Annotated in this window: 17 protein-coding genes; 6 read left to right on the top strand and 11 right to left on the bottom strand. The window is 64.5% G+C overall.

What is annotated here, in order from left to right:
* Positions 1–218: 218 nt before the first annotated feature.
* Both SR3_RS09545 and SR3_RS09540 read right to left on the bottom strand, forming a co-directional pair.
* Complete coding sequence (locus SR3_RS09545) at positions 219–1,259, bottom strand: efflux RND transporter periplasmic adaptor subunit (protein ID WP_245653844.1); 1,041 nt, start codon at positions 1,257–1,259, stop codon at positions 219–221.
* Positions 1,256–2,614: a TolC family protein gene (locus tag SR3_RS09540; RefSeq protein WP_245653843.1), complete on the bottom strand. Its 1,359-nt coding sequence runs from the start codon at positions 2,612–2,614 to the stop codon at positions 1,256–1,258. The genes SR3_RS09545 and SR3_RS09540 overlap by 4 nt, the downstream gene beginning before the upstream one ends.
* Before the next feature lie 282 nt (positions 2,615–2,896).
* Between SR3_RS09540 and SR3_RS09535 the strand changes: the two genes are divergently transcribed.
* Both SR3_RS09535 and SR3_RS09530 read left to right on the top strand, forming a co-directional pair.
* Entirely contained in the window at positions 2,897–3,574 is a 678-nt protein-coding gene (locus tag SR3_RS09535) for a winged helix-turn-helix domain-containing protein (protein WP_068084376.1), read from the top strand.
* Positions 3,561–4,928 (top strand): HAMP domain-containing sensor histidine kinase, encoded by a 1,368-nt coding sequence (locus tag SR3_RS09530; protein WP_068084373.1) that lies wholly within the window; start codon positions 3,561–3,563, stop codon positions 4,926–4,928. The genes SR3_RS09535 and SR3_RS09530 overlap by 14 nt, the downstream gene beginning before the upstream one ends.
* Before the next feature lie 3 nt (positions 4,929–4,931).
* Here the strand turns inward: SR3_RS09530 and SR3_RS09525 are convergent, their stop codons facing one another.
* Genes SR3_RS09525 through SR3_RS09505 form a run of 5 tightly spaced genes read right to left on the bottom strand, consistent with a single transcriptional unit; the run spans position 4,932 to position 11,768 of the window.
* Positions 4,932–5,369 carry an EamA family transporter gene (locus SR3_RS09525; protein WP_157098746.1) on the bottom strand — a complete coding sequence of 146 codons (438 nt, stop codon included), beginning with the start codon at positions 5,367–5,369 and terminating at the stop codon, positions 4,932–4,934.
* A gap of 30 nt (positions 5,370–5,399) precedes the next feature.
* Positions 5,400–6,833, bottom strand: coding sequence for an efflux transporter outer membrane subunit (locus SR3_RS09520; RefSeq protein ID WP_084455278.1), 1,434 nt, complete (start codon positions 6,831–6,833; stop codon positions 5,400–5,402).
* Positions 6,830–7,981 (bottom strand): efflux RND transporter periplasmic adaptor subunit, encoded by a 1,152-nt coding sequence (locus tag SR3_RS09515; protein WP_245653842.1) that lies wholly within the window; start codon positions 7,979–7,981, stop codon positions 6,830–6,832. The genes SR3_RS09520 and SR3_RS09515 overlap by 4 nt, the downstream gene beginning before the upstream one ends.
* 11 nt (positions 7,982–7,992) lie before the next feature.
* On the bottom strand, positions 7,993–11,175 hold the full coding sequence (locus SR3_RS09510) for an efflux RND transporter permease subunit (protein ID WP_068084367.1): 3,183 nt from the start codon (positions 11,173–11,175) through the stop codon (positions 7,993–7,995).
* Positions 11,172–11,768 (bottom strand): hypothetical protein, encoded by a 597-nt coding sequence (locus tag SR3_RS09505; RefSeq protein WP_157098745.1) that lies wholly within the window; start codon positions 11,766–11,768, stop codon positions 11,172–11,174. Before SR3_RS09505 ends, SR3_RS09510 begins: the two co-directional genes overlap by 4 nt.
* Positions 11,769–11,901: 133 nt before the next feature.
* On the opposite strand from SR3_RS09505, the gene SR3_RS09500 reads away from it, so the two are divergent.
* Complete coding sequence (locus SR3_RS09500; RefSeq protein ID WP_068084360.1) at positions 11,902–12,810, top strand: LysR family transcriptional regulator; 909 nt, start codon at positions 11,902–11,904, stop codon at positions 12,808–12,810.
* Between the two features lie 116 nt (positions 12,811–12,926).
* Here SR3_RS09500 and SR3_RS09495 read toward each other — a convergent pair whose 3' ends face one another.
* The 4 genes from SR3_RS09495 to SR3_RS09480 form a co-directional block, all read right to left on the bottom strand.
* Complete coding sequence (locus tag SR3_RS09495) at positions 12,927–13,961, bottom strand: sulfite exporter TauE/SafE family protein (protein ID WP_169805598.1); 1,035 nt, start codon at positions 13,959–13,961, stop codon at positions 12,927–12,929.
* Positions 13,962–14,070: 109 nt separating this feature from the next.
* Entirely contained in the window at positions 14,071–14,748 is a 678-nt protein-coding gene (locus SR3_RS09490) for a response regulator transcription factor (RefSeq protein ID WP_068084353.1), read from the bottom strand.
* A gap of 164 nt (positions 14,749–14,912) precedes the next feature.
* Positions 14,913–16,310, bottom strand: coding sequence for an ATP-binding protein (locus SR3_RS09485; RefSeq protein ID WP_169805597.1), 1,398 nt, complete (start codon positions 16,308–16,310; stop codon positions 14,913–14,915).
* A gap of 8 nt (positions 16,311–16,318) precedes the next feature.
* Positions 16,319–16,987, bottom strand: coding sequence for a response regulator transcription factor (locus SR3_RS09480; RefSeq protein ID WP_068084346.1), 669 nt, complete (start codon positions 16,985–16,987; stop codon positions 16,319–16,321).
* A 235-nt stretch (positions 16,988–17,222) separates the two neighbouring features.
* Here SR3_RS09480 and SR3_RS09475 point away from each other — a divergent pair, with 235 nt between their 5' ends.
* From SR3_RS09475 to SR3_RS09465, 3 genes are all read left to right on the top strand, one after another.
* Entirely contained in the window at positions 17,223–19,868 is a 2,646-nt protein-coding gene (locus SR3_RS09475; protein WP_084455277.1) for a TonB-dependent receptor, read from the top strand.
* Between the two features lie 15 nt (positions 19,869–19,883).
* On the top strand, positions 19,884–20,882 hold the full coding sequence (locus SR3_RS09470; protein WP_068084340.1) for a YncE family protein: 999 nt from the start codon (positions 19,884–19,886) through the stop codon (positions 20,880–20,882).
* A gap of 352 nt (positions 20,883–21,234) precedes the next feature.
* A complete protein-coding gene (locus SR3_RS09465) occupies positions 21,235–23,829 on the top strand; it encodes a TonB-dependent receptor (RefSeq protein ID WP_084455275.1) in 2,595 nt (864 codons plus the stop codon).
* Positions 23,830–23,836: the final 7 nt, after the last annotated feature.

Below are 23,836 nucleotides of genomic sequence, written 5' to 3'. Positions count from 1 at the left end.
GCGTCAGAGTCCCCGATTGAGAGGGGACAAGCTTTGGGTTCGCCGCAACGCATTGGGCCGGGCTGTTTCCGGAATCGACACTCACCAACAGATGCGGGATGGCACAGGCAGGAGCGTAGGGAGCGGCGATCGCGGCGACCACGCTCATGCCCGCCAGCGGCAGGGCCACATACAGGCACGCGCGTGACGGATCCGTCTTGAATTTTGCAAGCATGGCCTCAGCGCCCCGTTCGCACGGCAGCGCCGTCATCGACCTGAAAAGCACCATCCACGATCAGCGGCGCGCGCGGGTTCAGCGCGCCTTGCACAACATCGCCCTGCGATGAGGCTTGCAGCAGCCGCACCTCCACGGCCCTGGCCTTGCCGCCCTCCATCTGGAAGACATGCGCGGGGCCATTGGCGGTGACGACCGCCTTATGCGGCACCAGCCAGCCCTGAACATCGCCGGTGTGAATGTCGGCGCGCAGGCCCTCGCCGGGCAGCAAGGCGTTGGCGGGAATGGCGATATCCGCATCCATCATGCGCGTCTTGACGTTGAGTGCGCTGGCGACGCGCAGCACATGGCCCAAGATCGTGTCCCCGCCCGAAAGGCGCTGCAGATGCGCCTCCTGACCGGCACGGACCCTGGCGCGATCCTCGGGCTGGATGCCCACGGTGATGACGATGTCACGCGTGCGGGCGACCGTGATGAGCGGTGCATCGGCGGCGGTCCGGTCGCCCTGCGCCACGGTGATGGCGGTGACGATGCCGTCGAAGGGGGCAGTGAAGGTGCGCACGCTTTGCCCGGCGCCCTCGCGGGCCAGACCATCCAGCGCAATCTGCGCGTCGCTGACCGCCTTTTCGGCCTGCACCAGCTGATCGCGCGTCGCCAGTTGCTGGCTGAACAGTTGCGCCGTGCTGGCGCGCTGCTTCTGAGCGGCGGCCAGTGCATGGGCCGCCTGCTCATAGGTGGTGCGCGCCGTGGGGGCCAGCGTGAAGGTCAGCAGCGCCTGCCCGGCATGGACCGCCGCGCCAGGCGTAACGGCGATGGCCGTCACCTGCCCGGGCTGCGCCGAGCTCATGGTTTGCGCGCCATCGGTGGAGGGGCGGGCGCTGCCATAGGCGGCCAGCATGGTCGGCGCCGTGCCCTGCTGAACAGGTTGGGTGGTGACCAGCACCGAGGGGGCCGGATCATTGGCGGGCGCGCTGCCGCCGCAACCGGCCAGCAGCAGGCAGGCCAACATCATGCAGCCCGGCGGCGGGATGAGGAAGCGGCTCATTGTCCGGCCCCCTGCGGCGCGACATCCACAGCGGGAAGCCCAATGCCCACCAGCGTTTGCAATGCGACCTGCCGGTCGAGCAGGGCGAGTTCCAGCGTCATGACGTCCTGTTCCTTGGTGTAGCGGTTCGAGAGCAGGTCGATATAAGCCCGCTCATCCAGAGTGGAGGCGCCAAAGGCCTTGGCGGCTCGTTCGGCGGCGGCGCGCGCGGCGGGCAGATCGCGCCGGACCACCGCCAGTTGCCGGGCCAGCTGGTCCATCTCGGCCAGCATGGCCTCGACCTGACCGGTCGCCGCTTTCAGGCGCGCCGTGTAATCGGCGTGAAGCTGGGCGCGGGTGGCCCGAGCGATGGCGATGGCCCCCTGCCCCCGGTCGAACACCGGCAGCGGCACCGAAACATTGGGCCCGGCGTTGATCACGCGGGCGTTGTCGCTGGCCACGCCGCCGCCCAGCACCAGATCGGGGAATTGCGAGAGGATCGCCTGCCTCACTTGTTCATCTGCCTGACCATAACCCATGCGGAGCGCCAGCAGATCGGGGCGCCGGTCGGACAGGGTTGGCAGACCGGCGCGGATGGCAGCCGGATCGATGGGGGGCAGTTGCGCCTCGTCGCTCAGGGGGATGTTGGCATCGGCCGAAAGGCCCAGCAAGGCGTTGAGTTGATGGCGCTGGCTCAACAGCTTCTGATCGAGCGTATCGAGCGCCGCGCGGGCCGCCTGCAGGGCCACGCGGCCCGGAGCCACCGCCACCAGGGTCAGATTGCCGGACGCGAGCGCCGCCTCGGCCTTGGCGTTGCGGTCACGCAGCAGGCGCCAGGCGGCCTCATAGCTGGCGCGGCTCCGCTGGCCGACGATCAGGTCCACCGTCAATTGGCGCGCCTGCCCCATCACCTGCCATTCCTGCCAGACGATATCGGCATCCACCTGCCTTGCGGCAAAGCCCGCAGCCCGCTTTTTCGAGCTGTAGACGATCAGCGAGCGGATGTTCTGCGACAGGCCGATGTTCCATGCCGGAACCGTGCCGACGCCCGAAAGCAACGGCAGGAAAGCACCGGTCAGGCTGGGGTTGGGCAGCAGCCCGGCCTGTTTGAGGTTCCCCTGCGCGAGGGCATGCCGGGCGCGGATCGCCTGAAGCTCCGGATTGTTCGCCAGCGCCAGAGCCACCACCTGATCGACCCCCAGGGGCGTGGCATCGGCCTGCTGTGACGTCAGGGCCGCGACGGAGGGGGCAAGCGCCGCCTCCCTGGGCAAGGGCAGCGCCGTGTAATGCGCGCAACCAGCCAGCAACCCGCTCAGGCCGACGATCAGGCCCAGGTTGCGCGAAGCAGTCTTCATGGGGCGCTGGATGTTCTTCATAACCATATCATGGACTTCACATCTCGTTTTCATGGCCTTGCGGGACTCGCGCAGCCTCTTTGCCGGGCATGCCCCGCCCGAAAACATGGGGGCCATAGCAGCTCAACCTTGCGCCAAACCTCACCTCAATGTTGGGAATTGCGCACATTCGAGCTATCTCTTTCTGGGATCAGTAAACCATCGCAAAAGGTCCGTAATGTTGGGAATTACCAACTTGCGTCGAAGCGCGGGGGAGGCTTTCGACAAGCCTTTCTTCACGAGGTTGTTCACGAGGTGCGCGTCATGAAGCTGCTGCTGCTCGAAGACGACGAGGAAACCGCGAATTATCTGGCGAAAGCCGTGCGCGGCGAGGGCCATGTGGTGGACATCGCCCAGACCGGACCCGATGCGATCTTTCTTGGCGCCAGCAACAAATATGACGTGCTGGTGCTGGACCGCATGGTGCCCGCCGTCGACGGGCTGGCCGTGCTGCGCGCCCTGCGCGCCGCAGGCGTGCAGGCCCCCGCCCTGTTCCTTACGGCGCTGGGTGAAATCAGCGACCGGGTGGAGGGCCTCAACGCCGGCGGCGATGACTATCTGGTCAAGCCCTTCGCCGCCTCCGAACTCGTCGCGCGCATCGCCGCGCTGGGGCGCCGGAGGCCGGTCGTCGAAACATCCGGTTTCATCATCGTGGGCGATCTGGAAATCGACTTGCTCAAACGGACGGTGACACGCGACGGGCGGCGGATCGATCTGCAGCAGCAGGAATTCAAGCTGCTCGAATATATGGCCCGCCATGCCGGGCAGGTGGTGACGCGCACCATGCTGCTCGAACATGTCTGGGATTTCCATTTCGATCCCGGCACCAATCTGATCACCAGCCATATCAGCCGGTTGCGCGGCAAGATCGATCGCGATTTCGATGTGGAACTGATACACACCGTGCGCGGCGCGGGATATCGGCTCGATGCGCCCGCCTAGGCCGTTTTCCAGCGGCGCCTTCCGGTTCGCCTTCATGCTCGCCAGTTGCTTCGCTCTGGGGAGCATCGGCCTGCTGCTGACAGTCAGCCATTTGACGGACCGTTACATCACGGAAGAATTGACAGACGGCATCGAGACCGAGACCGACATTCTGAAGGGCGAACAGAACGAACTGGGCGAACGCGAGCTGATCCACGCCATCGATCGCCATGCCCGCGCGGTTCATGACACTTCCTTCCGCTATCTGCTGATCGATCAGAACGGCCATGCGCTGACCGGCAGCCTGCCGAGAACATCCGGGGTGCCGGGCTGGCAGCGCATCACCGTGACGGCGCAAGACGAGCAGGGCAATCATCCCGTCTCCCTCTTGGCCAAGGGCACCAGGCTGACCAATGGCTGGCTTCTGGTGGTGGCTGGCGATCTGCAGGATTCGCGCGATCTGGCGTGGCAATTGCGCCGTTTCACCGCTTTGGCGGGCATTTCCATCAGCTTGCTGGCGCTGATCGGCGGGCTGGCCGTGGGCAGCCTGTTCCTGCGGCGCCTCGATGAGACCAACCGTTCGATCCACCGCATCATTCACGGCAATTTCTCCGAACGCCTGCCCCGTTTCGGCCTGAGCCCCGAGTTCAACGAGCTGACCGACAATCTCAACCGGATGCTCGAACGCATCGAGGTGCTGATGGAGGGTTTGCGGCAGGTCTCGACCGATGTCGCGCATGATCTGCGCACCCCGCTCACCCGCCTGCGGCATCGGCTGGAGGCCATCCAGCATGACGCCTCCGCCGATGAGATCGAGGCCAGGGTCGAGGGTTGCATCGATCAGATCGACGACATCATCCGCATTTTCTCCTCGCTCCTGCGGATCGCCACGCTCGAGAACGGCAAAGCCCGCGCCAATTTCGAGAATGTCGACCTGTCCGGTCTGCTGGTCAGGCTGGGAGCCGCCTTTACCCCGGCCATCGAGGATGACGGGCGCAGCCTCATCGTCACCATCGCTCCCGACATTGCAGTGCTGGGCGACCGGGATCTGATCGCGCAGGCCGTGACCAATCTGCTGGAAAACGCCGCGCGGCACACGCCCGCTGGCAGTACGGTGAGGCTGGATCTGCAGGGGGCCGGCGATGGCCATGCCGCCCGGATTGTCATCGAAGACAATGGCCCCGGGGTGCCGCAAGAGGATCGCGCCAAGGTGTTTCGCCGCTTCTTCCGCGGCGAACGCAGCCGCACCACGCCGGGATCGGGGCTGGGGCTGGCGCTGGTCTCCGCCATCGTGCAGTTGCACGAAGGCACGATCGACCTTGAGGATGCGGGGCCCGGCTTGCGCGTGGTGGTCGGCCTGCCGGAACGGCCCTAGGCCTCAGGCCAGGGCGACAAGGATCGCCCCGACCGTGATGAGGCCGATGCCGATCCAGCCGCGTCCGCTCAGATGCTCGCCCAGCAGAAGAACCCCGGCCAGCGCGACGAGCACCACGCTCAGCTTGTCGATGGGGGCGACGCGCGCGGCATCGCCCAGCTTCAGCGCGCGGAAATAGCAGAGCCATGAAGCCCCGGTCGCCAGCCCTGACAGGATCAGGAAGACCCAGCTGCGCAGGCTGATCGCCGGCAGCCCCTGAAACTTGTGGCTGAACGCCAGAATGGCCCCCAGCACCGCGACGATCACGATGGTGCGGAAGAAGGTGGCCAGATCGGAATCCAGCCCCTCGATGCCGATCTTGGCGAAGATCGCGGTCAGGGAGGCAAAACCGGCCGAAAGCAGGCTCCAGAACAGCCATGAGGAAGACCCGATGTTCAGCATCTCATTCATCCGTTCCCGTGTGATCCGATCCTATCCCGCACCATCGCCGCTGACCGACCATCCCCCGCCCAGCGCACGGATCAGACCGACCGAGGCGACAAACCGGCGCGTGCGAATGTCGATCGCATCCTTCCGGGCCTGAAGCAGGGCGGTCTGGGCCGTGACGACGTCAAGGTAGCTGGTCGCGCCCTGCGCATACAGGTCATTGGCGGCATTGACGGTCTGCTGCGCTGCTGCGCTGGCGTCGCGGGCGAAGCTTTCTTCCTGAGTCAGGCGAGCCGTGAGGGCGCGATTGTCCTCCACCTCCTTGAAAGCGTTGAGGGTCACGCCGCGGTAATGCGCCGAAGCCTCATCGAATTGCGCCCGGGCCTGAGCCAGTTGCCCCTTGAGCCGCCCGCCCTGAAAGATCGGTAGGCTGATGCTGGGTCCAAGCGCCCAGAACAGATCGGCCGCCTTGAAGGGGTTGGCGCCCTGGCTCATCACCCCGCCCGCGGCATCGAAGCTGATCGAGGGGTAGAAGGCCGCGCGCGCCACGCCGATCCTGAAATTCGCCGCCGCCGCTGCCCGCTCCGCCGAGGCGATATCGGGCCTTCGTTGCAGCAGGGACGATGGCAGGCCTTCCGGGATCGCGGGCATCTGCGCGTTGGCCGTCGCCGGGCTCAGGGTGAAAGTGGAGGGGTTATCCCCCAGCAGAACGGCGATGGCATTGGCCATCAGATCACGGTTGGCGATCAGATCCGCCGCGCTGGTCTGGGCATTGTTCCATTGCACTTGCGCGCGCGAGACATCCATCTGGGCGATGATCTTTCCGGCATAGAGGCGCCGGGTCAGATCGTAGCTCTTGCGATAGGCCGCCACCGTCTGGGTCAGCAGCGCGATATCCGCGTCGAGCCCGCGCAACTGCATGTAATCGCTGGCCAGTTGCGCTTCCAGGCTGAGTTGGATCGCGGCGCGGTCTTCGTCGCTGGCCTGCGCCAATGCCTTGTCCGCGCGCCACTGGTTGTGCAGCTTGCCCCAGAGATCCAGCTCATAACTGGCCACGCCATTGAGCTGATCGGCGGTGTAGTTGTCAGGCTGATTGGTCCCGCGCAGCGGCTTGTCCGCGGACTGACGGTTGCGCAGCGCCGTGCCTTGCACGCCCGCCGAGGGCAGCAGCCCCCCTTTGGCCTGAAGCGCATAGGCCCGAGCGCCCTCGTATCGCGCCAGAGCCGCCTGCAAATCGGGGTTGGCAGCGTCCAGCCTGCCTTCCAGATCGTTGAGCACCGGGTCGTTGAAGACCGTCCACCATGGTCCGCGCGGCGCATCATCCGCCGGGGCCGCCGGGCTCCAACCCTCGATGGGCTTGTAGGCCGCCGGTGTCGTCACAACGGGCGGATGATAGGCGGGCGCCAGATTGCAGCCGGCAAGGGCAACCAGCCCGGCCCCGGCGAGGAACTGGCGCAAGGCCGGGACGAGGCGGTTCATGCCGCACCTGCGTGGCTGATCTGCACCGGATCGCCGCTGCGCAAGGTTTCGGGCGGATTGTCGATCACCTGATCGCCGCGGCTCAGGCCCGAGGTGACATCGACAGCCGTGCCATAGTCATGGCCCAACATCACGCTCCTGAAGGCGACCTTGTTGCCCGCGCCAACCACCGCCACGCGCGATCCGCCATTGGTGGTGATCAACGCCGTGGCCGGAATGCGCAGCGTGCCGCTTTGCGCCGGGCGATGGAAGCGGACCTGACAATAGGCCCCCGCCCCGATGGCGCCATCCGCATTGGGGGCCTGAAGCTGGATCAGCATCGTCCGGCTCGCGGCATCCAGAGCGTGGGAGACGGCGGTGATCGTCGCGGGGTGGCTCTTGCCGGGGCTTTCCGGCAGGGAGAAATCGGCCTGATCGCCAACCTTGAGCCCGGAGGCCAAAGTCTGGGGCACCTGCACATAGATGCGCAGCCGGCTGAGATCGGAAACCTCGAACAGCTCCTGTCCATTCGATCCGGCATTGATCAGCGCGCCGATATCGGTCTTGCGGGCGGTCACCGTGCCGGCAAAGGGGCTGGCGATGCGCTTGTAGGCGGCCAGCGCCTCGATGCTGCGCAAGCGGCCCTGCGCGGCATGGACCGCCGCGCGCTTGGCGGCGCTGTCGCCCGCCTTCTCATCGATCACCTGCTGGGAGACGGCACCGCTCTTTTCCAGCGCCGTCCAGCGTTTGGCGGTCAGATCGGCGAGGGCGGCATTGGCTTTGGCCATCTCCAGATCGCCGCGCGCCTGCACCAGCTGCTGGTCGAGATCGGGGGCGTCGATCACCGCCAGCGTCTGCCCGGCCTGCACGCGGCTGCCGATATCGGCCTGCCAGCCATGCAGATAACCGCTGACCCGGGCAAAGATCTGCGCTTTCTGGAAAGGCTGCGCCGTGCCGGGCAATTCGACCGCGCTGTCCTGCTCGGTTTGCAGCGTGGCCAGCGAGACCGTGGGCACGGCCTGCGCCTGCGACCATTGCGCATTCTGCCGCGCCGTATGGGCCCGCGAGAGAAAGCCGCCGCCGGCGATGACCACCGCCACCAGCGCGGCGGCCATGGCGGTGCGGGCCAGAAAGCGGGGGCTGGGCGTTTTAACGTGAAGTTCGGTCATGGCAGGGGCTCTCAGGCGTGAACTGGGGAGGAAGGCGTGGCGGCATCGGGGGTCTGGGCGCCGGCGTGGCGGCGGTGCATCACGCTGAACAGCACCGGCACCAGCATCAACGTGGCGCAGGTGGCCAGCATCAGCCCGCCGATCACCGCGCGGCCCAGCGGCATGTTTTGCCCCGGCTCTATGGCCATGGGCACCATGCCAAGGATCATCGCGGTGGCGGTCATGAGCACCGGGCGAAAGCGGGCGGCGCCAGCCTCGCGCGCGGCCTGCAGCGCGTCGAGCCCTTCGGCCAGTTTTTCGCGGGCGAAGGCGATCACCAGAATGGAGTTGGCCGTCGCCACGCCCATGCACATGATCGCCCCCGTCAGCGCCGGGACGGACAGCGGCGTGCCCGTGCCGAACAGCATCCAGACGATGCCCGCCAGCGCGGTGGGCAGGCCCAGCACGATCACCAGCGGATCGAGCCAGGACTGGAAATTGACCACGATCAGCAGGAAAATCAGCACGATGGCCCCAGCCAGCCCGATGTAGAGCTGGGAATAGGCGCTGTTCATCGTCGAGACCTGACCACGCAGCGTTGCAGAGGCCCCCTTGGGCAGCTGCGCGGCGGTGTGTTTGAGGATCGTCTTTACATCGGCAGCCACCCCGCCCAGATCGCGGTCCTGCGGCGTGGCGTAGATGTCGATCACGGTGCGGACATTGTAATGCGAAACCACCGCATCATTGGGCGCGCGGCTGATCCCGGCCAGATTGCGCAGCAATTGCGGGGTCTGCCCACCGGCGCTGGAAGGGCTGATCGCGGTGTTGTTTAAAGCATCCATCGACGCCATGTCACGCTGCGGCGCCTGCACCGAGACGGGGTAGGACACGCCCGTTTTGGGATTGAGCCAATAGGTCGGCGCAACCTGCGTGCTGCCTGCATAGGTGGTCAGCATGGCGCTGGCGGCGTCCTTTTCGGTCAGCCCGACCATGCCCGCCAGCGAGCGATCAACATCGACCTTGAGCATCGGCGCCTGAAAAGACTGCTGGATGCGCGCGTCGGCAATGCCGGGGATGGCCTTCACCTTGGCCAGCACCAGATTGGCATAGGCGCGGTCGGCATCGGTATCGCTGCCCACGATCTGGAGGTCGATGGGTGCGGGCGAGCCGAAATTGAGGATCTGGCTGACCATATCGGCAGGCAGGAAATCAAAGCTGACGCCGGGGAAGCGTCGCGGCAATTGCTCGCGCAGTTGCTTCACGAAATCAGCGGTGGCGCCGTGTTCGGGCGCAAGGGTGATCTGGATCGTGGCATCCTGCGTGCCGATGGTCCCGGCATTGTCATAGGCCATGTTGATACCGCTGACGCTCAGGCCGATGGTATCGACCACCCCCTGCACCTGCCCTGGCGGCAGGATCTGATGAATGGCGGTGCCCACGCTGTCGGCGATGCGGGTGGTTTCCTCGATCCGCGTGCCCGCGGGCGCGCGCATATGGATGCGGATCTGGCCGCCATCGAGTTGCGGGAAGAAATCCTGTCCCAGCTGGGTCACCAGCAGCAGCGAGAGCGCCGAGAAACCCAGAAAACCGACGATGATCGCCCGGCTGCGTCCCAGCGCCAGATCGAGCAGGCCGACATAATAGGCGCGCACCACCTCGAAGCGACGCTCGAAGCCCTGCTGGAAGCGGCGCATCGCGCCCATGAGGCCGCTGCCTGTTTCCTCGCTGTGGACATGCTCCTTGATCAGCCAGTTGGCCATGGCGGGCACCAGCGTGCGCGACAAGATGAAGGAAGCCACCAGCGCGAAGACCACCGCCTCGGCCAGCGGCAGGAACAGGCTGCCCGGAACGCCCGTCAGCAGCAGCATGGGCACGAAGGCGATGCTGATGCACAGCAGGGCGACAAAGGCCGGGGTGGTGATCTCCTCGGTGCCCACGATCACCGCCTCGCGTACGGGGCGCCCGGCTTCGAGATAGACGTTGATGTTCTCGATGGTGACGGTGGCGTCGTCGACCAGAATGCCCACCGCCAGCGCCAGCCCGCCCAAGGTCATCACATTGATCGTCTGGCCGCAGAGCGAAAGCGCCGCCAGCGAGGCCAGAATGGACAGGGGAATCGAGACCGTGATGATCAGCGTGGAGCGCCAGCTGCCCAGAAACAGCAGGATCATCAGGCCCGTGAGCGTCGCGGCGATCACGCCTTCGCGCACCACGCTGGACACCGCCGCCGTCACAAAGACCGACTGGTCGCCGGTGGGCAGCAGGTTGATCCCGGCGGGCAGCGTGTCGCGGATCTGCGGCAGCTTGTCCATCACGCCAGAGATGATCGACAGGGTGGAGGTGGCGCCCGCCTTGATGATGCTGAGCAGCACAGCATTCTGTCCATCGACGTGCACCACATTGGTCTGGGGCGGATTGCCGTCATGCACGAAGGCGACATCGCGCATCTTCACCACCGCGCCGTTCACCGTCTTCACCGGCAGATCGTTGAAATCCTTGATCGCATCGGGCGAGGCATTGAGCTTCAGAGTATATTCCAGCTTGCCGATCTTCTGCGTGCCGATGGGCGTGATCAGATTCTGACTAGCCAGCGCGGCGGTCACGTCATTGGCGGAAAGGCCATATTGCTGAAGCGCCTGCGGGTTGAGATCGGCCTGGATCTGCCGCACCTTGCCGCCATAGGGCAGCGGAATCGAGGCCCCCGCCACCGAAGCGAGCTGAGGCCGGATAAAGCTGGAGGCCTGATCGTTGATCGCCGTGTCGGACAGCGTCTTGCTCGACAGCGCCAGCTGCAGGATCGGCACGCTGGAGGCATCGAAGCTGAGGATGGTGGGCGGGGTGATCCCGGCGGGCATCTGCTTCAGCACCGTCTGCGATGCGGCATCGACCTGCGCCAGCGCGGCATTGATGTTGACCGAAGGCTGGAAATAGATCTTCACGATGCCATAGCCGGGCAGCGACTGGCTCTCGATATGCTCGACATTGTTGACGCTGTTGGTCAGCGCGCGCTCGTAATAGGTGACGACCCGCCCCGACATCTCATCGGGCGACAGGCCGTTGTAGGTGAAGACCGCGCTGACCACCGGCACGTTGATGGAAGGGAAGATGTCCACCGGCGATTTGACGATCGCCATGATCCCGGCCAGCAGGATCAGGATGGACATCACCACCACGGTGTAAGGGCGGTCCAGGGCAATCCGGACGATGCGGTTCATGAGCGGTCCTTGGAAGGGAGGGCGGCACCGGACGGGCGCGCGATGGCGTGATGGCGGCTCGCCCTTGCGACGAGTTCGACGAGGAAGGCCCCGATGGCCCGCCCGGTGGGTTCGGGCGCATCGGGCAGGGCAATGGTGCGGATGTCATGACCGTCCTGACGCAGCGCATGGAGCGTCTGGTCGACATGGACGCTGTGGGGCGTGCCGGGTGCAGGGTGCTGAACGAAGCGGAACACGCTGCGGGTCTGGTCCGTCCTGTGGCGTGGCGCTTGGGGTGGCAGATCGATCAGGATCGCGCCGACACCGGCCAGCCCACCGCCCAGCGCCAGATCGAGGGCCGCGCTTGCCGCGTCTCCCTGCCCCACCAGAACCAGATGCGGCACGGAGAGGCCACGCAGGGCCATGCCATCTGCGATCAAGGCCAGCGCCTGCTGCCGGGCGGTTTCGCTCAGGGGCAGATCGAGTTCGATCACCGCAAAGGCGCTGCGCGGCGCCAGCAGGGTCCATGGCTGCGCCAGAGCCTGCGTGGCCGCGCTGTCACCCGAGGCGCAGAGGCACAGCACCAGCGCCTCGCTGCGCGCAAGCCCAGCCATGGCGAGAGGATGCCAACGGGCAGAAGGGGCGGGATTCGAAACCATGGCGCCGCATTTGCCCTTGCGCCCCTCATCCGGCCAACGCATTGTACGAATTCAAACATGCATGAAATGAATAAAGGTGGTGCGTCTCATGGAGAGGATCGACCTCAACCTTCTGGTGATCTTCGAGGCTATCCTGCGTGAACGCAGCGTCACCCGCGCCGGACAGAGACTGGGCCTCAGCCAGCCCGCGATGAGCCATGCCCTCAACCGGCTGCGGCATCTCACGCGCGATCAGCTCTTTATCCGCACCCCGCAGGGGATGGTGCCCACGCCGCGCGGGGAAAGGCTGGCCGATCCGGTGCGCCATGCCCTGCTGGAGCTGCGCACGGCGCTGGAAACCGACGCCTTCATCCCCGAAGAGGCCGATCAGCGCTTCACCATCGCGGTCAACAATTATGCCGCCATCGCGCTGGTGGGGCCGATCCTGCAGCGGATCCGCGCGCTGGCCCCGCGCCTGCAACTGCGCTTCCGCCCCAGCGGCACGCTGGACATCGCCGATCTGCTCGACCGGGGCGAGCTGGATCTCGCACTGGTGTCCAACGCGCCGCGCCTGTCGCGCTTTCCGGCCCAGCGGCTGCTCGAGGATGATTTCGTCGGGCTGGTGCGGGCGGGCCATCCGGTGCTGTCAGGCGGGCTGGACCTTGAGCATTTCGCGCAGCTGTCGCATCTCACCATTTCGTCGAGCGGGGATGATCTTTCGCGGCTTGACGAGGCGCTGGCCCGCCAGAGCCTCAGCCGCATGGTGCAAACCGAGGCGCCCTATCTCTCGGCAGGGCCGGTGCTCACGCAATCCGACATGATCACGGTGATGGCGCGCCATATCGCGGAGGAGTTCCGCCGCGCCTATGCCGTCCAGCTGATCGAACTGCCTGCCCAGCCCGCCCCCCTAATCGCCACCATGGTGTGGCAAGGCCGCTTTCAGGATCAGCCCGCGCATGTCTGGCTGCGCCAGACCATCCTTTCCGTGGCCCGGGATCTGTCCGACCCTATCGATTGACTCGGGACAGGGAGGGGGGCCGTTCCCCCCGGAACGCCCCCCTCACCTTCCAGAGCGCCAAGGCAGGCTGCCCCCATACCATCCGCCAGAGGCGCGGAGGGCGTGGGCGCAGCCTCTCAATCCTCGGCCATCACCAGCTGCGACCATTGCCGGTGGCCCTGGATGTAATGAATTTCCAATCCCTCGCGATCGATCCGCTCGAACTTCTCGATGCTGGCGATGCGGGCACCCGCCGGGGTGGGCGGCAACATGCGTTGATAGCGCGGCTTGAGACGCGCGGGGTCGAGCCGCTTTTCCAGCACGAAACCGCCGCGTGCATTCCAGGCGACAGCCACGGCATGGAGGCCCCAATAGGCCTGCATTTCCCGCTCCTGCTGCTCATTGACGAAGCGCAGACCGGCATCATGGCGCGACAGGACCGCGGGAACCGCCGTGGCCAGCATGACAAGGCCCGCCCCCACCATCGCCATCGTGCTGGCATGCCGGAAATGGTGATCCGCCACATGATGGATCAGATGCTTCATGATCCAGGACGCCACAACCGCAGCCACGGCCACGATGGCGCCTGCCATGATGCTGCGATCGGTCAGCAGGCCGAACATGCCATAGAGCGCGATCTTGAGAAGATGCAGAAACACCTCGTTGAAGGCGCGTGTCGCCACGATCTCCGATTTCTGGAGATTGAGGCGGAGATAAAAGCGGTTGAAGGCCACCCCCACCGCCCCGGTGAACCCCGAAAGCAGGCCCACGCCTGCCCCCAGCGTCAGGAGAAAGGCGGGCCGTATCGCGGCGTCATCGCGAGGGGGAGCCGGACGCGGGCGCAGGAACAGCAAAGGCAAATTCGCGGTGAGAAACAGGCCAAGGATCAACTTCACATAGATCGGCTCGAAGCGGGACAGCATCCAGGCGCCCAGCGCCGCAGCAGGCAAGGCCGCGGGCAGAAACCAGCCCACCACGCGCCAACGCACCGAGCGCCAGAACAGGGCAATCCTCGACAGCGAGCTGACGGCCGTGCCGATTGACAGAGCGGCAGGCACCTGCGCCCCGGGCAACAACAGCGCGAGCACCGGCATCAGCATCAACCCGGCTCCGCCGCCGGATACGGTGCTGACAGCAAAGGCGAGGATCGCCAGGAAAAAGAGCGAGATCACGAGCACGCCATATCATGCTGCAAAGCGGCAATCCCCGGCAAGGCGAGATTTATTGATTCTTCCCAATCTTTCATCAATCATCGTGGTCATCGCCATGATGCGCATCAAGTCAGTTAGCCAGCTCGATACTGTATCCGATGTTACGGATCGGTCGAATGATCGGACATCTTGCGCCACCTTCAATCTTTGAGCGGAGACGATTCATATAGCTTTCAACAACATTGGAAGCAGGCGCAAAATAAATGCCGAACACCCTTTCCAGGATCATGGATTTGGTCACGACCTGACCGGCATGCTTCGCCAGAAACTCCAGAATGCGGTATTCCTGGCTCGACAAGGCGATGCTCAGGCCAGAGCGCCTGACCTCACCGGCCCGGCGATCGATTTCAAGGTCCGCCACCATGATCGGGGCATCCACCACACCAGGCCTTCGCGCGCGCCCAAGGCACTGGATCCGCGCCAGAAACTCGGCCCCCGTAAAGGGTTTGAGCAGATAATCCGCCGCGCCCGCCGCGCGGGCCTCGGATCGATCGCCATGCGCGCCCAGCGATGACAGGATCATCACCGGCGTCGGCACGCCGACGCTTCGCAACTCGCGCAGGACGTCCAGACCATCGCAGTCAGGAAGCTGGCGGTCGAAAATCATCGCATCATAGCTGGTGCACTTTCCCAGAAACAAGGCATCGCATCCCAGCGATGTGGCATCGACCTGATGCCCATCCGCGCCCAGGAGCCGCGTAACGTAACCGGTGATATCCGGATCATCGTCCAGGAGCAGGAGTTTCATGAGGCGCCTCGCTGGTGAAATCCCCGTCAGACAAGCGCGCCCAACCACCTTGAGACAAGTTGGGAATTTCCAACAGTCAGGCAAGCATCAGGCAACACAGAGCCGCCTATAAACAAGGCGATGCACGAGTGGGAGCATCAGCTTCCGGATCAGCAGTTTCCGGATCATCGCACTATCCCCCGCCTTGATCCGGAAGCGTCCCCCTGCGTGGCCAAGGCGATGCAGGGGGGCGTCTCATCAGGCTCATGGCGTTCAAAGGCGACATAGACCCTCAGGCCACCCAGCGAGGCTCCATCATCCAGACTGACCGATGCGGCATGGCGATCCGCAATCCGCTTGACGATGGCCAGCCCCAGGCCGCTCCCCGCAGCCGCAACACCGCGCCCGCGATAGAAGCGATCGAAGGCGCGCTGGCGCTCGGCATGGGGAATGCCCGGACCGGAATCCTCGATCACAAGGCAGACCTCCACGCCCTGCCCGCGAAGGGTCACATCGATCTGCCCCCCTTTTGGCGTGTAACGAATGGCATTCTCGATCAGATTGACGACCAGCAGCGTCAACTCGTCATAAGCGCCACGGACCCAGGCGGCCTCGTCCTGTATCAACCCCAGATCGATGTGCCGCGCCTCGGCAATCTGAGCCAGACGCATGATGGCCTCCCGCACGATCTGGTTGAGCGACACCATCTCACGCCGTGCAACAGGCAGATCGGCATCAAGCCGCGACGTCGTCAGCAGTTGCTCGACGAGGCGGCCCGCCCGCTTCACGCTGGCCGTCACCGCAGCCAGCGCCTCGCTGCGGCTTGCGGGATTCTGCGCCTGCTCGACCATCGTCACCTGAAGCTGAAGCCCCGCCAGCGGCGTGCGCAATTCATGCGAGGCATCGGCAAGAAACTGCTGCTGCACGACAGCCGCCTGGCCCAACCTTGCCAGCAGCGTGTTGATGGCTTCGATCACCGGCAGGATTTCTTCGGGCTCATCATGGGGGTCGAGCGGGATCAAACGATCAAGATGACGCGTCTCAAGCTCCGAGGAAATGCGGTGAAGCGACCTCAAACCCGCATTCACGCCAATCGGCGTGCACAGCGCGATGGCGCCGATCAGCAGGATAAGCGGCACGATCAGATGAAGCGCCCGCTCCCGCGCCAGCGCGTTGCGCTCATCCAGCGATTGCGACACCTGGATGGTATAGGGCCCGGATTGCCGCACAAAGAACTTCCAGACCTCGCCGTGCACTGCCTGCAAGCCGAAACCCGGTTGCAAGGCGCGGGGCAATTCCCGGTCGATGGTCGAACGATAGATCTCGCGATCACCCTGCCAGATCTGCAGCAGGAAATCGTCACGCCCATGGAAGAGTTTGACATTGATCGAGCGCAGATCGTCAGGCTTGAGACTGTCGGGAATATCAAGCGCGATCTTGCGCAAGCGCAGATCTTGATGATGTTCGATCCCCACGCGCTCGATCCAATAGGTCGATACGATAAAGATGCAGCTCACCCCCAGCAAGCACGCCAGTTGCCACAGCAGCAGGCGGCGCCGGATCGACAGTGCCCGGTGTCGCACGCGAGGCTTCAAGCGGCTGGCTCATCGGCCAGAAAATAGCCGACGCCACGCATGTTGCGGATCGCCCCCGCCGAAAGCTTCTGACGCAGGGCATGGATATGAAATTCAACCGCATTGCTTTCAATGTCGGTATCCCAGCCGTAAACCCGATCGATCAACTGGCTGCGTGACAGCACTTTGCCCGGCTCCTCCATCAGGGCGGCCAAAAAGGCGAGTTCGCGGCTGCGCAGAGACACGGTGGCCCCGCGATAGCTGACCGCCTGCCGCGCGGGATCGAACACGATCTGGCCATGGCGCATCAGCGTGCTGGTGCGCCCCCCCCGGCGGCGGCGCAGCGCCCGGATCCGCGCGGTCAGCTCGTCGAGATCGAAAGGCTTGGGCAGATAGTCATCGGCGCCGCTATCCAGGCCGTTGATGCGATCGGCCACCCGGTCGCGCGCGGAAAGGATGATCACCGGCGTGTCATTGCCCCGGCTGCGCAGCGCATTGAGCACATCCAGTCCGGATTTCCCCGGCAAGCCAATGTCGAGCAAGACCGTGGTATAATCGGTGACACGAAGCGTATCCTCAGCCGTCTCGCCATCCTGAACCCAGTCAACGGTAAAGCCGCAGCTGCGCAGGCCTGCGTGCAGGCTTGATCCGATCGCAAGATCATCTTCGACGAGACAGAGGCGCATAGGGTATAATCTTCAGAAATCCTTAAGACGTTACGCCTGTGCTTGCTTTATATTTCCATTTTTTGACAAAATTTCCTGATTTACGACAGAAATATGTTACTTATTGCCAACATTGCGATCTAATTCCGGCATAATCGTCGCGCCCTATCGAGCCATCCGAATTTGACTGCGGGCCGGTGGCGCAGGTGCAAAACAGGCACAAACCCACCACCCGCCTTGAAAAAAGGGTGGATCAATGACCAGACACTTCAAGCGACACTCGCTCTCAACTGCGGGCATGCTCGCCATCGCGGCCCTGTTAAGCGGCACGGCGGCCCCTGCCCTCGCCGCGACAGGGGCAGAAGCACCCGGCGATGCCGCCGAACAGCCCACCGCCAACGATATCATCGTCACCGGACATGCCGCCACCAGCAGCCGCGAGCGGCAGGAGGCGGCACCCAACATCATCCAGACCATCTCTCAGGCCGAAGCGCGCCGCCTGCCCGACCTGAACGCCGGCGAGATCATCTCCCGCATGCCCAGCGTCACCATTTCGGCGGACAGCGGCGTGGGGCACTGGGTCAACATTCGCGGGCTGGATGCCGATCTCACCAGCACCACCTATGGCGGCACGCATCTGCCCCCGCCCAGCCCGGTGACCCCGCAGGGCGGCGGCCGCGCCTTCACCTTCGACGCCTTCCCCATCGGGCTGGTCGGCGCGATGACGATCACCAAGACCAACCGCCCCGATCAGGATGCCGAAGCGCTGGGCGGCACGGTGGAGATCACCCCCAAGACCATGCCCAGAGACCGCGACTTTTTCGCCGAGGGCCGCGTGGGATCGGGCATGCAATTCTCGCGCGGCACGGGCGTGGTCGATCTCTCGGCCAGCGCGGGCATCCGCTTCGGCGGGGAAAAGGGCAATCGCCCCTTCACGCTGGTCGGCTCGATCAACTATTACAAGGACGCGCTGGGCACCGATGACCGCCGCGTCTCCTATGTCGACAAGGCCGGATCGCCCAATCTGGCCTGGTCCGGCGTGACGCAGGCCTATTACCAGTTCCATCGCCAGACGAAAGGCGGTTCGATCGAGCTGGGCTACGAGCCCAATGCCGACACGCGCCTCTATGTCCGCTACCTCAACACCGGCTATCAGGAAGAGGTCGTCCGCAACCAGTTCGCTATCAAGATGGGCAACAATGGCGCCGCCAATGCCGATGGCACCATCACCTCATCGGTCAAGCAACTCGACAAATCGGTGCGCGACATGCTCCAGCGCGTCAGCCTGCATCTGACCGAAGTGGGCGGGCACAACAAGCTGGGCAATCTGGCGCTGGCCTATCATGCCTCCTACGCGCAGGGGCAGGACTATCGCCCCTATGACACGGTGGCGACCTTCAGCGCCAAGCCCGCGAACACCAGCATCACCTATGGCAATGCGGGCGGCGCCTTCCCCACCTATGCCTTCACCGGCACGGATGCCTACAATCCGGCCAATTACACGCTGTCGGGCGTGACCAACAACAACCAGCTTTACCGCACTCGCGAATGGTCGGGCGGGATCGATGGCACGCTGGCCACGCGGCTGACCGGCAGCGCGGACGAAAAGATCAAGGTCGGCCTGGCCGCGCGCCACCGCACCAACACCCATGTCTACAACTCTTACGCCTCCACTGCCGTCCCGGCCGTCAACATGGCCAGCGCGGCGACCGGGCAGAACATCCTGTTCGATCAGGCCCATTATGCCAATGGCCCCAACATCGATGTCGGGACGGTCAACGCCCTGTGGCAGAACGGATCGGGCGCGGGCTTCGCCACCAATGCCGCCGCCAATGCCTATGCCAGCGGGCTGGTGCAGCAGGACAATCGGGAGGACGTCGTCGCGGGCTATGTGCAGGGCGAGACGAGCTTCGGCAAGCTTCACCTGCTGGCGGGCCTGAGGGTCGAGCACACATCGGCGCGCTATCAGGGCAACACCAGCGTGCCGAACACCTCCTCGGCAGCCTCGGGCGGAACGACCACCTACAATGGCTCGACGCTGGTGCCGGTGGCCTCATCGGCGGACTACACCAACCTCTTTCCCTCGCTTCAGGCCCGCTACACGCTGACGCCCGGCACCATTGTCCGCGCCTCCTATTCCAGCACCATCGCGCGGCCAGGCTTCAACCAGATCGATCCGGCGGCAACCATCGATGTCGCCAACAATGTGGTCTCCACCGGCAATCCCAATCTGAAGCCGATCACCGCCAACAGCTTCGACCTCTCCGTCGAGCATTATCTCCCCAAAGGCGGGATCATCTCGGTCGGCCTGTTCGACAAGGAGCTGTCCAACTACATCTTCAGCCGCACCAACTACGGCGGCATCACCGATCCGGTCATTCTGGCCACGCTGGGCTCGCAGGCGACGGCCACGCAGGTCACCACCTATGCCAATGCCGCGCATGCCTGGGCGCGCGGCATCGAGCTGAACTATGACCAGCATCTGACCTTCCTGCCCGGCCCGCTGGCCAATCTGGGCCTTGCCGCCAACTATTCCTACATCGACTCCTCGGGCGAAATCCGCGCTGGCGAACGCGGCAGCCTGCCCGGCACCTCCAAGCATATCTACAACATCGCCGCCTATTGGGACGACGGCCAGTTCAGCCTGCGCGGCGCTCTGGCCTTCAACGGCGCCAGCCTGCTGACGGTGGGCGCCACCAAGGCCACAGACCAATATCTGGAACAGCGCCTTTCGCTGGATATCGGCGCCAATTACGCGATCACCAACAACATCTCGATCTACGCCGCCGCGCGCAACCTGCTCAACACCGCCAAGATCAAGAGTGAAGGGTCGCAGGCGCGCATCGTTCAGGACCAGCTTTCGGGCGCGGCCTTTCTGGGCGGCTTCAACTTCAAGTTCTAAAGAAAGGTCAACCTTATGAAAAAGCTTCTTCTCCTCTCGCTGGGCATGGCGCTGCTGCAGGGCACGGCGGCTTTGGCCGCCCCATCGCCCTATCGCCTGCTCTCGACCACGCCGGTGCCCGCCATGCCCGAAGGCGACTGGGACCAGCTTGTGGCCGATGTCACCGCCAACCGGCTCTATGTGGCCGCCGAGGACGGCGACGCCATGGACATGTTCGACCTGACGAGCGGCGCCCTGCTCAAAAGCGTGCCGGCCTCTTCGCCGCATAAGGCCGTGCTGGACAAGGCGCGGGGGCATCTGCTCTTCGCCAATGGCAAGGACGGCACGGTCGAGGTGCTGACCGCCGATTTGCAGCCCGTCAAGACCATCCCGGTGGGCGCCAAGCCCGACACCGGCGTGCTCGATAGCGCCGCGCGGATCTTCTACGTCAGCAGCCGCGATGGCGATGCTAATGCGACGGGATCGCGCATCAGCGCCATCTCGCTCGACACGCTGGAGGTGGTGCGCAGCTTTCAGGTGCCCGCGCTGGTGCTCAAGGGACTGGCGATCGATACGGCGGGCAAGCGCCTCTTCGTCAGCATGCGTGACAAGGATGCCATCGGCGTGGTGCAGCTTGACAGCGGCGCAGTCAGCACGTGGCGGCCCGAAGGGCTCAGGAAGAGCGTGCCGCTGGCCTTCGATGCGGGCAGCCAGCGCCTCTATGCCGGATCGCGTGAGCCGGGCCGCCTGACGGTGATCGACGCGCGAAGCGGGAGAACGCTCCAGTCGCTCCCGGCGACGGAAACCGCCGACAGCGTGTCCTTCGATCACGAGAAGCGCATCCTCTACTTTTCCGGCGACACCGGCATGAGCCGCTACCAACTGGCGGCGGATGGCGCGGCCCGGCTGCTGGAGACCGATCCCGCGCTCGTCGGCAAGACCTCTCTCTATGTCGGCAAGCTGCATCGGCTCTATGTGATGCGTCCGAAGAAGGGGGCACAAGTGGCCGCGCTGCAGATCTTCGAAACGCGGTAAGACAGTCCTGCCAGACGAAAACGGACAAGCCCCATGCCTGCATGGGGCTTGTTTCGTTGGGGATCCGGCGCATCGCCCGCCCGCGAGAAGCCGGGGTGGATAGGCGTCATGCAAGTCAAGATTGTTACAAATCATTGTTGGAAACATTTAACAATATTTCCCGGCATGCCAGACGCGTCGATAATTTTCGCATAATTCTTCCCCTCTAATCGCGCCCTCCGAGCGGCAGGGGGAAAGAAAAACCGCCTCCCTCCTCACCTTCACTCAGGCTGAACAATCGGAGGAACTCGTGTCCAAAAGGTCGCGCGCTTATTCAGGTCGCAACATATCCTTTCTTGCTCTGGCTTTAGCCATGGCTCTTCCATCCTTGCCGGGCCAGGCCCGGGCGGAGGAAGCAGGCTCGGCCACAGATTCGGCAGCCCCCGGAACCATCATCGTCTCGGGCAAGCAGGCCGACAGCCCCTCGCGCGCAGCGCAGGAGGATGCCCCCAATCTGATCCAGTCGATCACCCAGGGCGAGGCGCGCCGCCTGCCCGACCTCAACGCGGGCGAGGCCATCGCCCGCCTGCCCGGCGCCTCTCTGGCGGTGGACACCGGGCAAGGCCGCTGGGTTAACATTCGCGGGCTGGACGCGGACCTCACCACCACCACCTATGGCGGCATTCATCTGCCCCCGACCAATCCGGTGACCCCGCAGAACGGCGGGCGGGCCTTCGCCTTCGACGCCTTTCCCACCGGCATGATCGGCGCGATGACCATCACCAAGACCAACCGCCCCGATCAGGACGCCGAGGCGCTGGGCGGCACCATCGAGATCACCCCCATGGCGATACCCGCCGGGCGCAACCACTTTCTCGACCTGCATCTGGGCTCAGGCGTGCAGTTCTCGCGCAACACGCCGGTGGTGGATCTCTCGGCCAGCGGCGGTTTCCGCTTCGGCGGTTCGGGCGATGACAAGCCTTTCTCGGTGGTCGCCAGCCTGACCTATTACAAGGATGCGCTGGGCAATGACGACCGCCGCGCCAGCTTCTCCGATTCCGCCAGCCAGCCCAATCTCGGCTGGTCGAGCTACACCCAGGCCTATTACCGCTTCCACCGCACCACCAAGGGCGGCGCGATCGAGGCGGCCTATGATCCCAACCCCGATACGCATCTCTTCATCCGCTATCTGCGCACCGGTTACGACGAGCAGGTCGACCGCGACCGCATGGTCATCAAGACCAGCGGAACATCGGTGCAGAACGCCGATGGCAGCATCACCTCTCCGGTCAAGCAGTTCGACAAGAGCGTGCGCGACATGCTGGAGCAGGTGAGCCTCGACGTCTTCACGGCGGGCGGCCACAACAAGATCGGCAATCTGCGGCTGGATTATCACGGCTCCTACGCGCAGGGCCGGGACTATCGCCCCTATGATACGATCACCACCTTCACGTCCAAGCCCTCGGGCGCCAGCTTCACCTACAATCAGCGCAATTACAATTATCCCGGCTGGTCGACTTCGGGCGCCAATCCGGCTGACACCAGCGGCTATACGCTCTCCGGCGTGACCAACAACAACCAGCTCTATCGCACCCGCGAATGGGCCGGCGGGCTGGATGCCACGCTGCCGACGCATCTGCTGGGCGGCGAAAGGCATGAAGACCTGAAAGCGGGCGTGGCCTTCCGCCGCCGCACCAACACCCATGTCTACAACCCATACACCTCCACCGCCGTGCCGGGCGCGGCGCTCTCCTCCTATGTCGAGCCGGGTCAGGTCTATTACTATCAGAACCATTACGCGGATGGGCCCAACATCGGCATCCCTGCCGTACGCGCCCTGTGGGCCAATGGCGCGGGCGCCGGTTTCGCCACCAATGACGCCGCCAACAGCTTCGGCGGCCTGGCCGTGCAGCAGGACAATCGCGAGGATGTCTATGCCGGTTATGTGCAGGGGCAGCTGAAGCTGGGCCGCCTTGGCCTGATCGGCGGGCTGCGCATCGAGCATACCGATGCGGTCTACAGCGGCAACACCACCGTCCCCACCAACTCCACCAGCGCCACCACCGATCGCGGCGGGCAAACGGCGACCTACAATGGCTCGACGCTGATCCCGGTGACATCCAGGGCCAGCTACACCAACGTCTTCCCCTCGATTCAGGCGCGTTTCGAGATGCGCAAGGATCTGGTGCTGCGCGCTTCCTATTCCAGCACCATCGCCCGCCCCGGCTTCAACCAGGTCGATCCGGCAGCGACCATCGATACGGCGAACAACATCGTCACTTCGGGCAATCCCAATCTCAAGCCGATCACCTCGCAGAATTTCGATCTCTCGGTGGAGCAATATCTGCCCCATGGCGGCATCGTCTCGCTGGGCCTGTTCGACAAGGAGCTGTCGAACTACATCTTCGGGCGCACCCTCTATGGCGGCATCACCAATCCGGTGATCCTGGGCGCGCTGGGATCGCAGAGCACGCCCACGCAATCCGTCACCTACAGCAACATCGCGCATGCCCATGCGCGCGGCTTCGAGCTGAACTATGATCAGCATCTCAGCTTCCTGCCCGGCCCGCTCGGCCATTTCGGCGTTTCGGCCAATTACACCTATGTGGATTCAAAGGCCCAGATCCGCGCAGGCGAGAATGCCATGCTGCCCTCCACCTCGAAGGACAATTACAACGCCGCGCTCTATTGGGATGACGGCAAGTTCAACATCCGGGGCGCTGTCACCTATGTGGGGCGCAGCCTGCTCTATGTCAGCACCAGCCGTGCGCTGGATCAATATACAGAGGCACGCCTCTCCGCCGATGTCAGCGTCAGCTATGCCGTAACCGACAAGGTTTCGATCTATGCATCGGGGCGTAATCTGCTCAACACCGCCCATACGTTGACGGAAGGCTCAGCCAACCGCGTGATCCAGCGCGAGATGTTCGGATCATCACTGCTGGCCGGCTTCAACATCAAGTTCTGAGTCCCAT

It is taken from the genome of Novosphingobium rosa NBRC 15208 (genome assembly GCF_001598555.1).
In the GTDB taxonomy this organism is placed as follows: Bacteria; Pseudomonadota; Alphaproteobacteria; order Sphingomonadales; family Sphingomonadaceae; genus Novosphingobium; species Novosphingobium rosa.
The sequence above is the reverse complement of the archived record's forward strand: the minus strand, read 5'-3'. Positions and strand labels throughout refer to the sequence as shown.

Excerpts from the sequence above, each read along its gene's own strand:
- SR3_RS09470 (WP_068084340.1), top strand. The coding sequence starts at position 19,884 with ATGAAAAAGCTTCTTCTCCTCTCGCTGGGCATGGCGCTGCTGCAGGGC.
- SR3_RS09525 (WP_157098746.1), bottom strand. The coding sequence starts at position 5,369 with ATGCTGAACATCGGGTCTTCCTCATGGCTGTTCTGGAGCCTGCTTTCG.
- SR3_RS09540 (WP_245653843.1), bottom strand. The coding sequence starts at position 2,614 with ATGAAGAACATCCAGCGCCCCATGAAGACTGCTTCGCGCAACCTGGGC.
- SR3_RS09480 (WP_068084346.1), bottom strand. The coding sequence starts at position 16,987 with ATGCGCCTCTGTCTCGTCGAAGATGATCTTGCGATCGGATCAAGCCTG.
- SR3_RS09500 (WP_068084360.1), top strand. The coding sequence starts at position 11,902 with ATGGAGAGGATCGACCTCAACCTTCTGGTGATCTTCGAGGCTATCCTG.
- SR3_RS09545 (WP_245653844.1), bottom strand. The coding sequence starts at position 1,259 with ATGAGCCGCTTCCTCATCCCGCCGCCGGGCTGCATGATGTTGGCCTGC.
- SR3_RS09530 (WP_068084373.1), top strand. The coding sequence starts at position 3,561 with ATGCGCCCGCCTAGGCCGTTTTCCAGCGGCGCCTTCCGGTTCGCCTTC.
- SR3_RS09465 (WP_084455275.1), top strand. The coding sequence starts at position 21,235 with ATGGCTCTTCCATCCTTGCCGGGCCAGGCCCGGGCGGAGGAAGCAGGC.
- SR3_RS09510 (WP_068084367.1), bottom strand. The coding sequence starts at position 11,175 with ATGAACCGCATCGTCCGGATTGCCCTGGACCGCCCTTACACCGTGGTG.
- SR3_RS09475 (WP_084455277.1), top strand. The coding sequence starts at position 17,223 with ATGACCAGACACTTCAAGCGACACTCGCTCTCAACTGCGGGCATGCTC.
- SR3_RS09535 (WP_068084376.1), top strand. The coding sequence starts at position 2,897 with ATGAAGCTGCTGCTGCTCGAAGACGACGAGGAAACCGCGAATTATCTG.
- SR3_RS09490 (WP_068084353.1), bottom strand. The coding sequence starts at position 14,748 with ATGAAACTCCTGCTCCTGGACGATGATCCGGATATCACCGGTTACGTT.
- SR3_RS09520 (WP_084455278.1), bottom strand. The coding sequence starts at position 6,833 with ATGAACCGCCTCGTCCCGGCCTTGCGCCAGTTCCTCGCCGGGGCCGGG.
- SR3_RS09515 (WP_245653842.1), bottom strand. The coding sequence starts at position 7,981 with ATGACCGAACTTCACGTTAAAACGCCCAGCCCCCGCTTTCTGGCCCGC.
- SR3_RS09505 (WP_157098745.1), bottom strand. The coding sequence starts at position 11,768 with ATGGCTGGGCTTGCGCGCAGCGAGGCGCTGGTGCTGTGCCTCTGCGCC.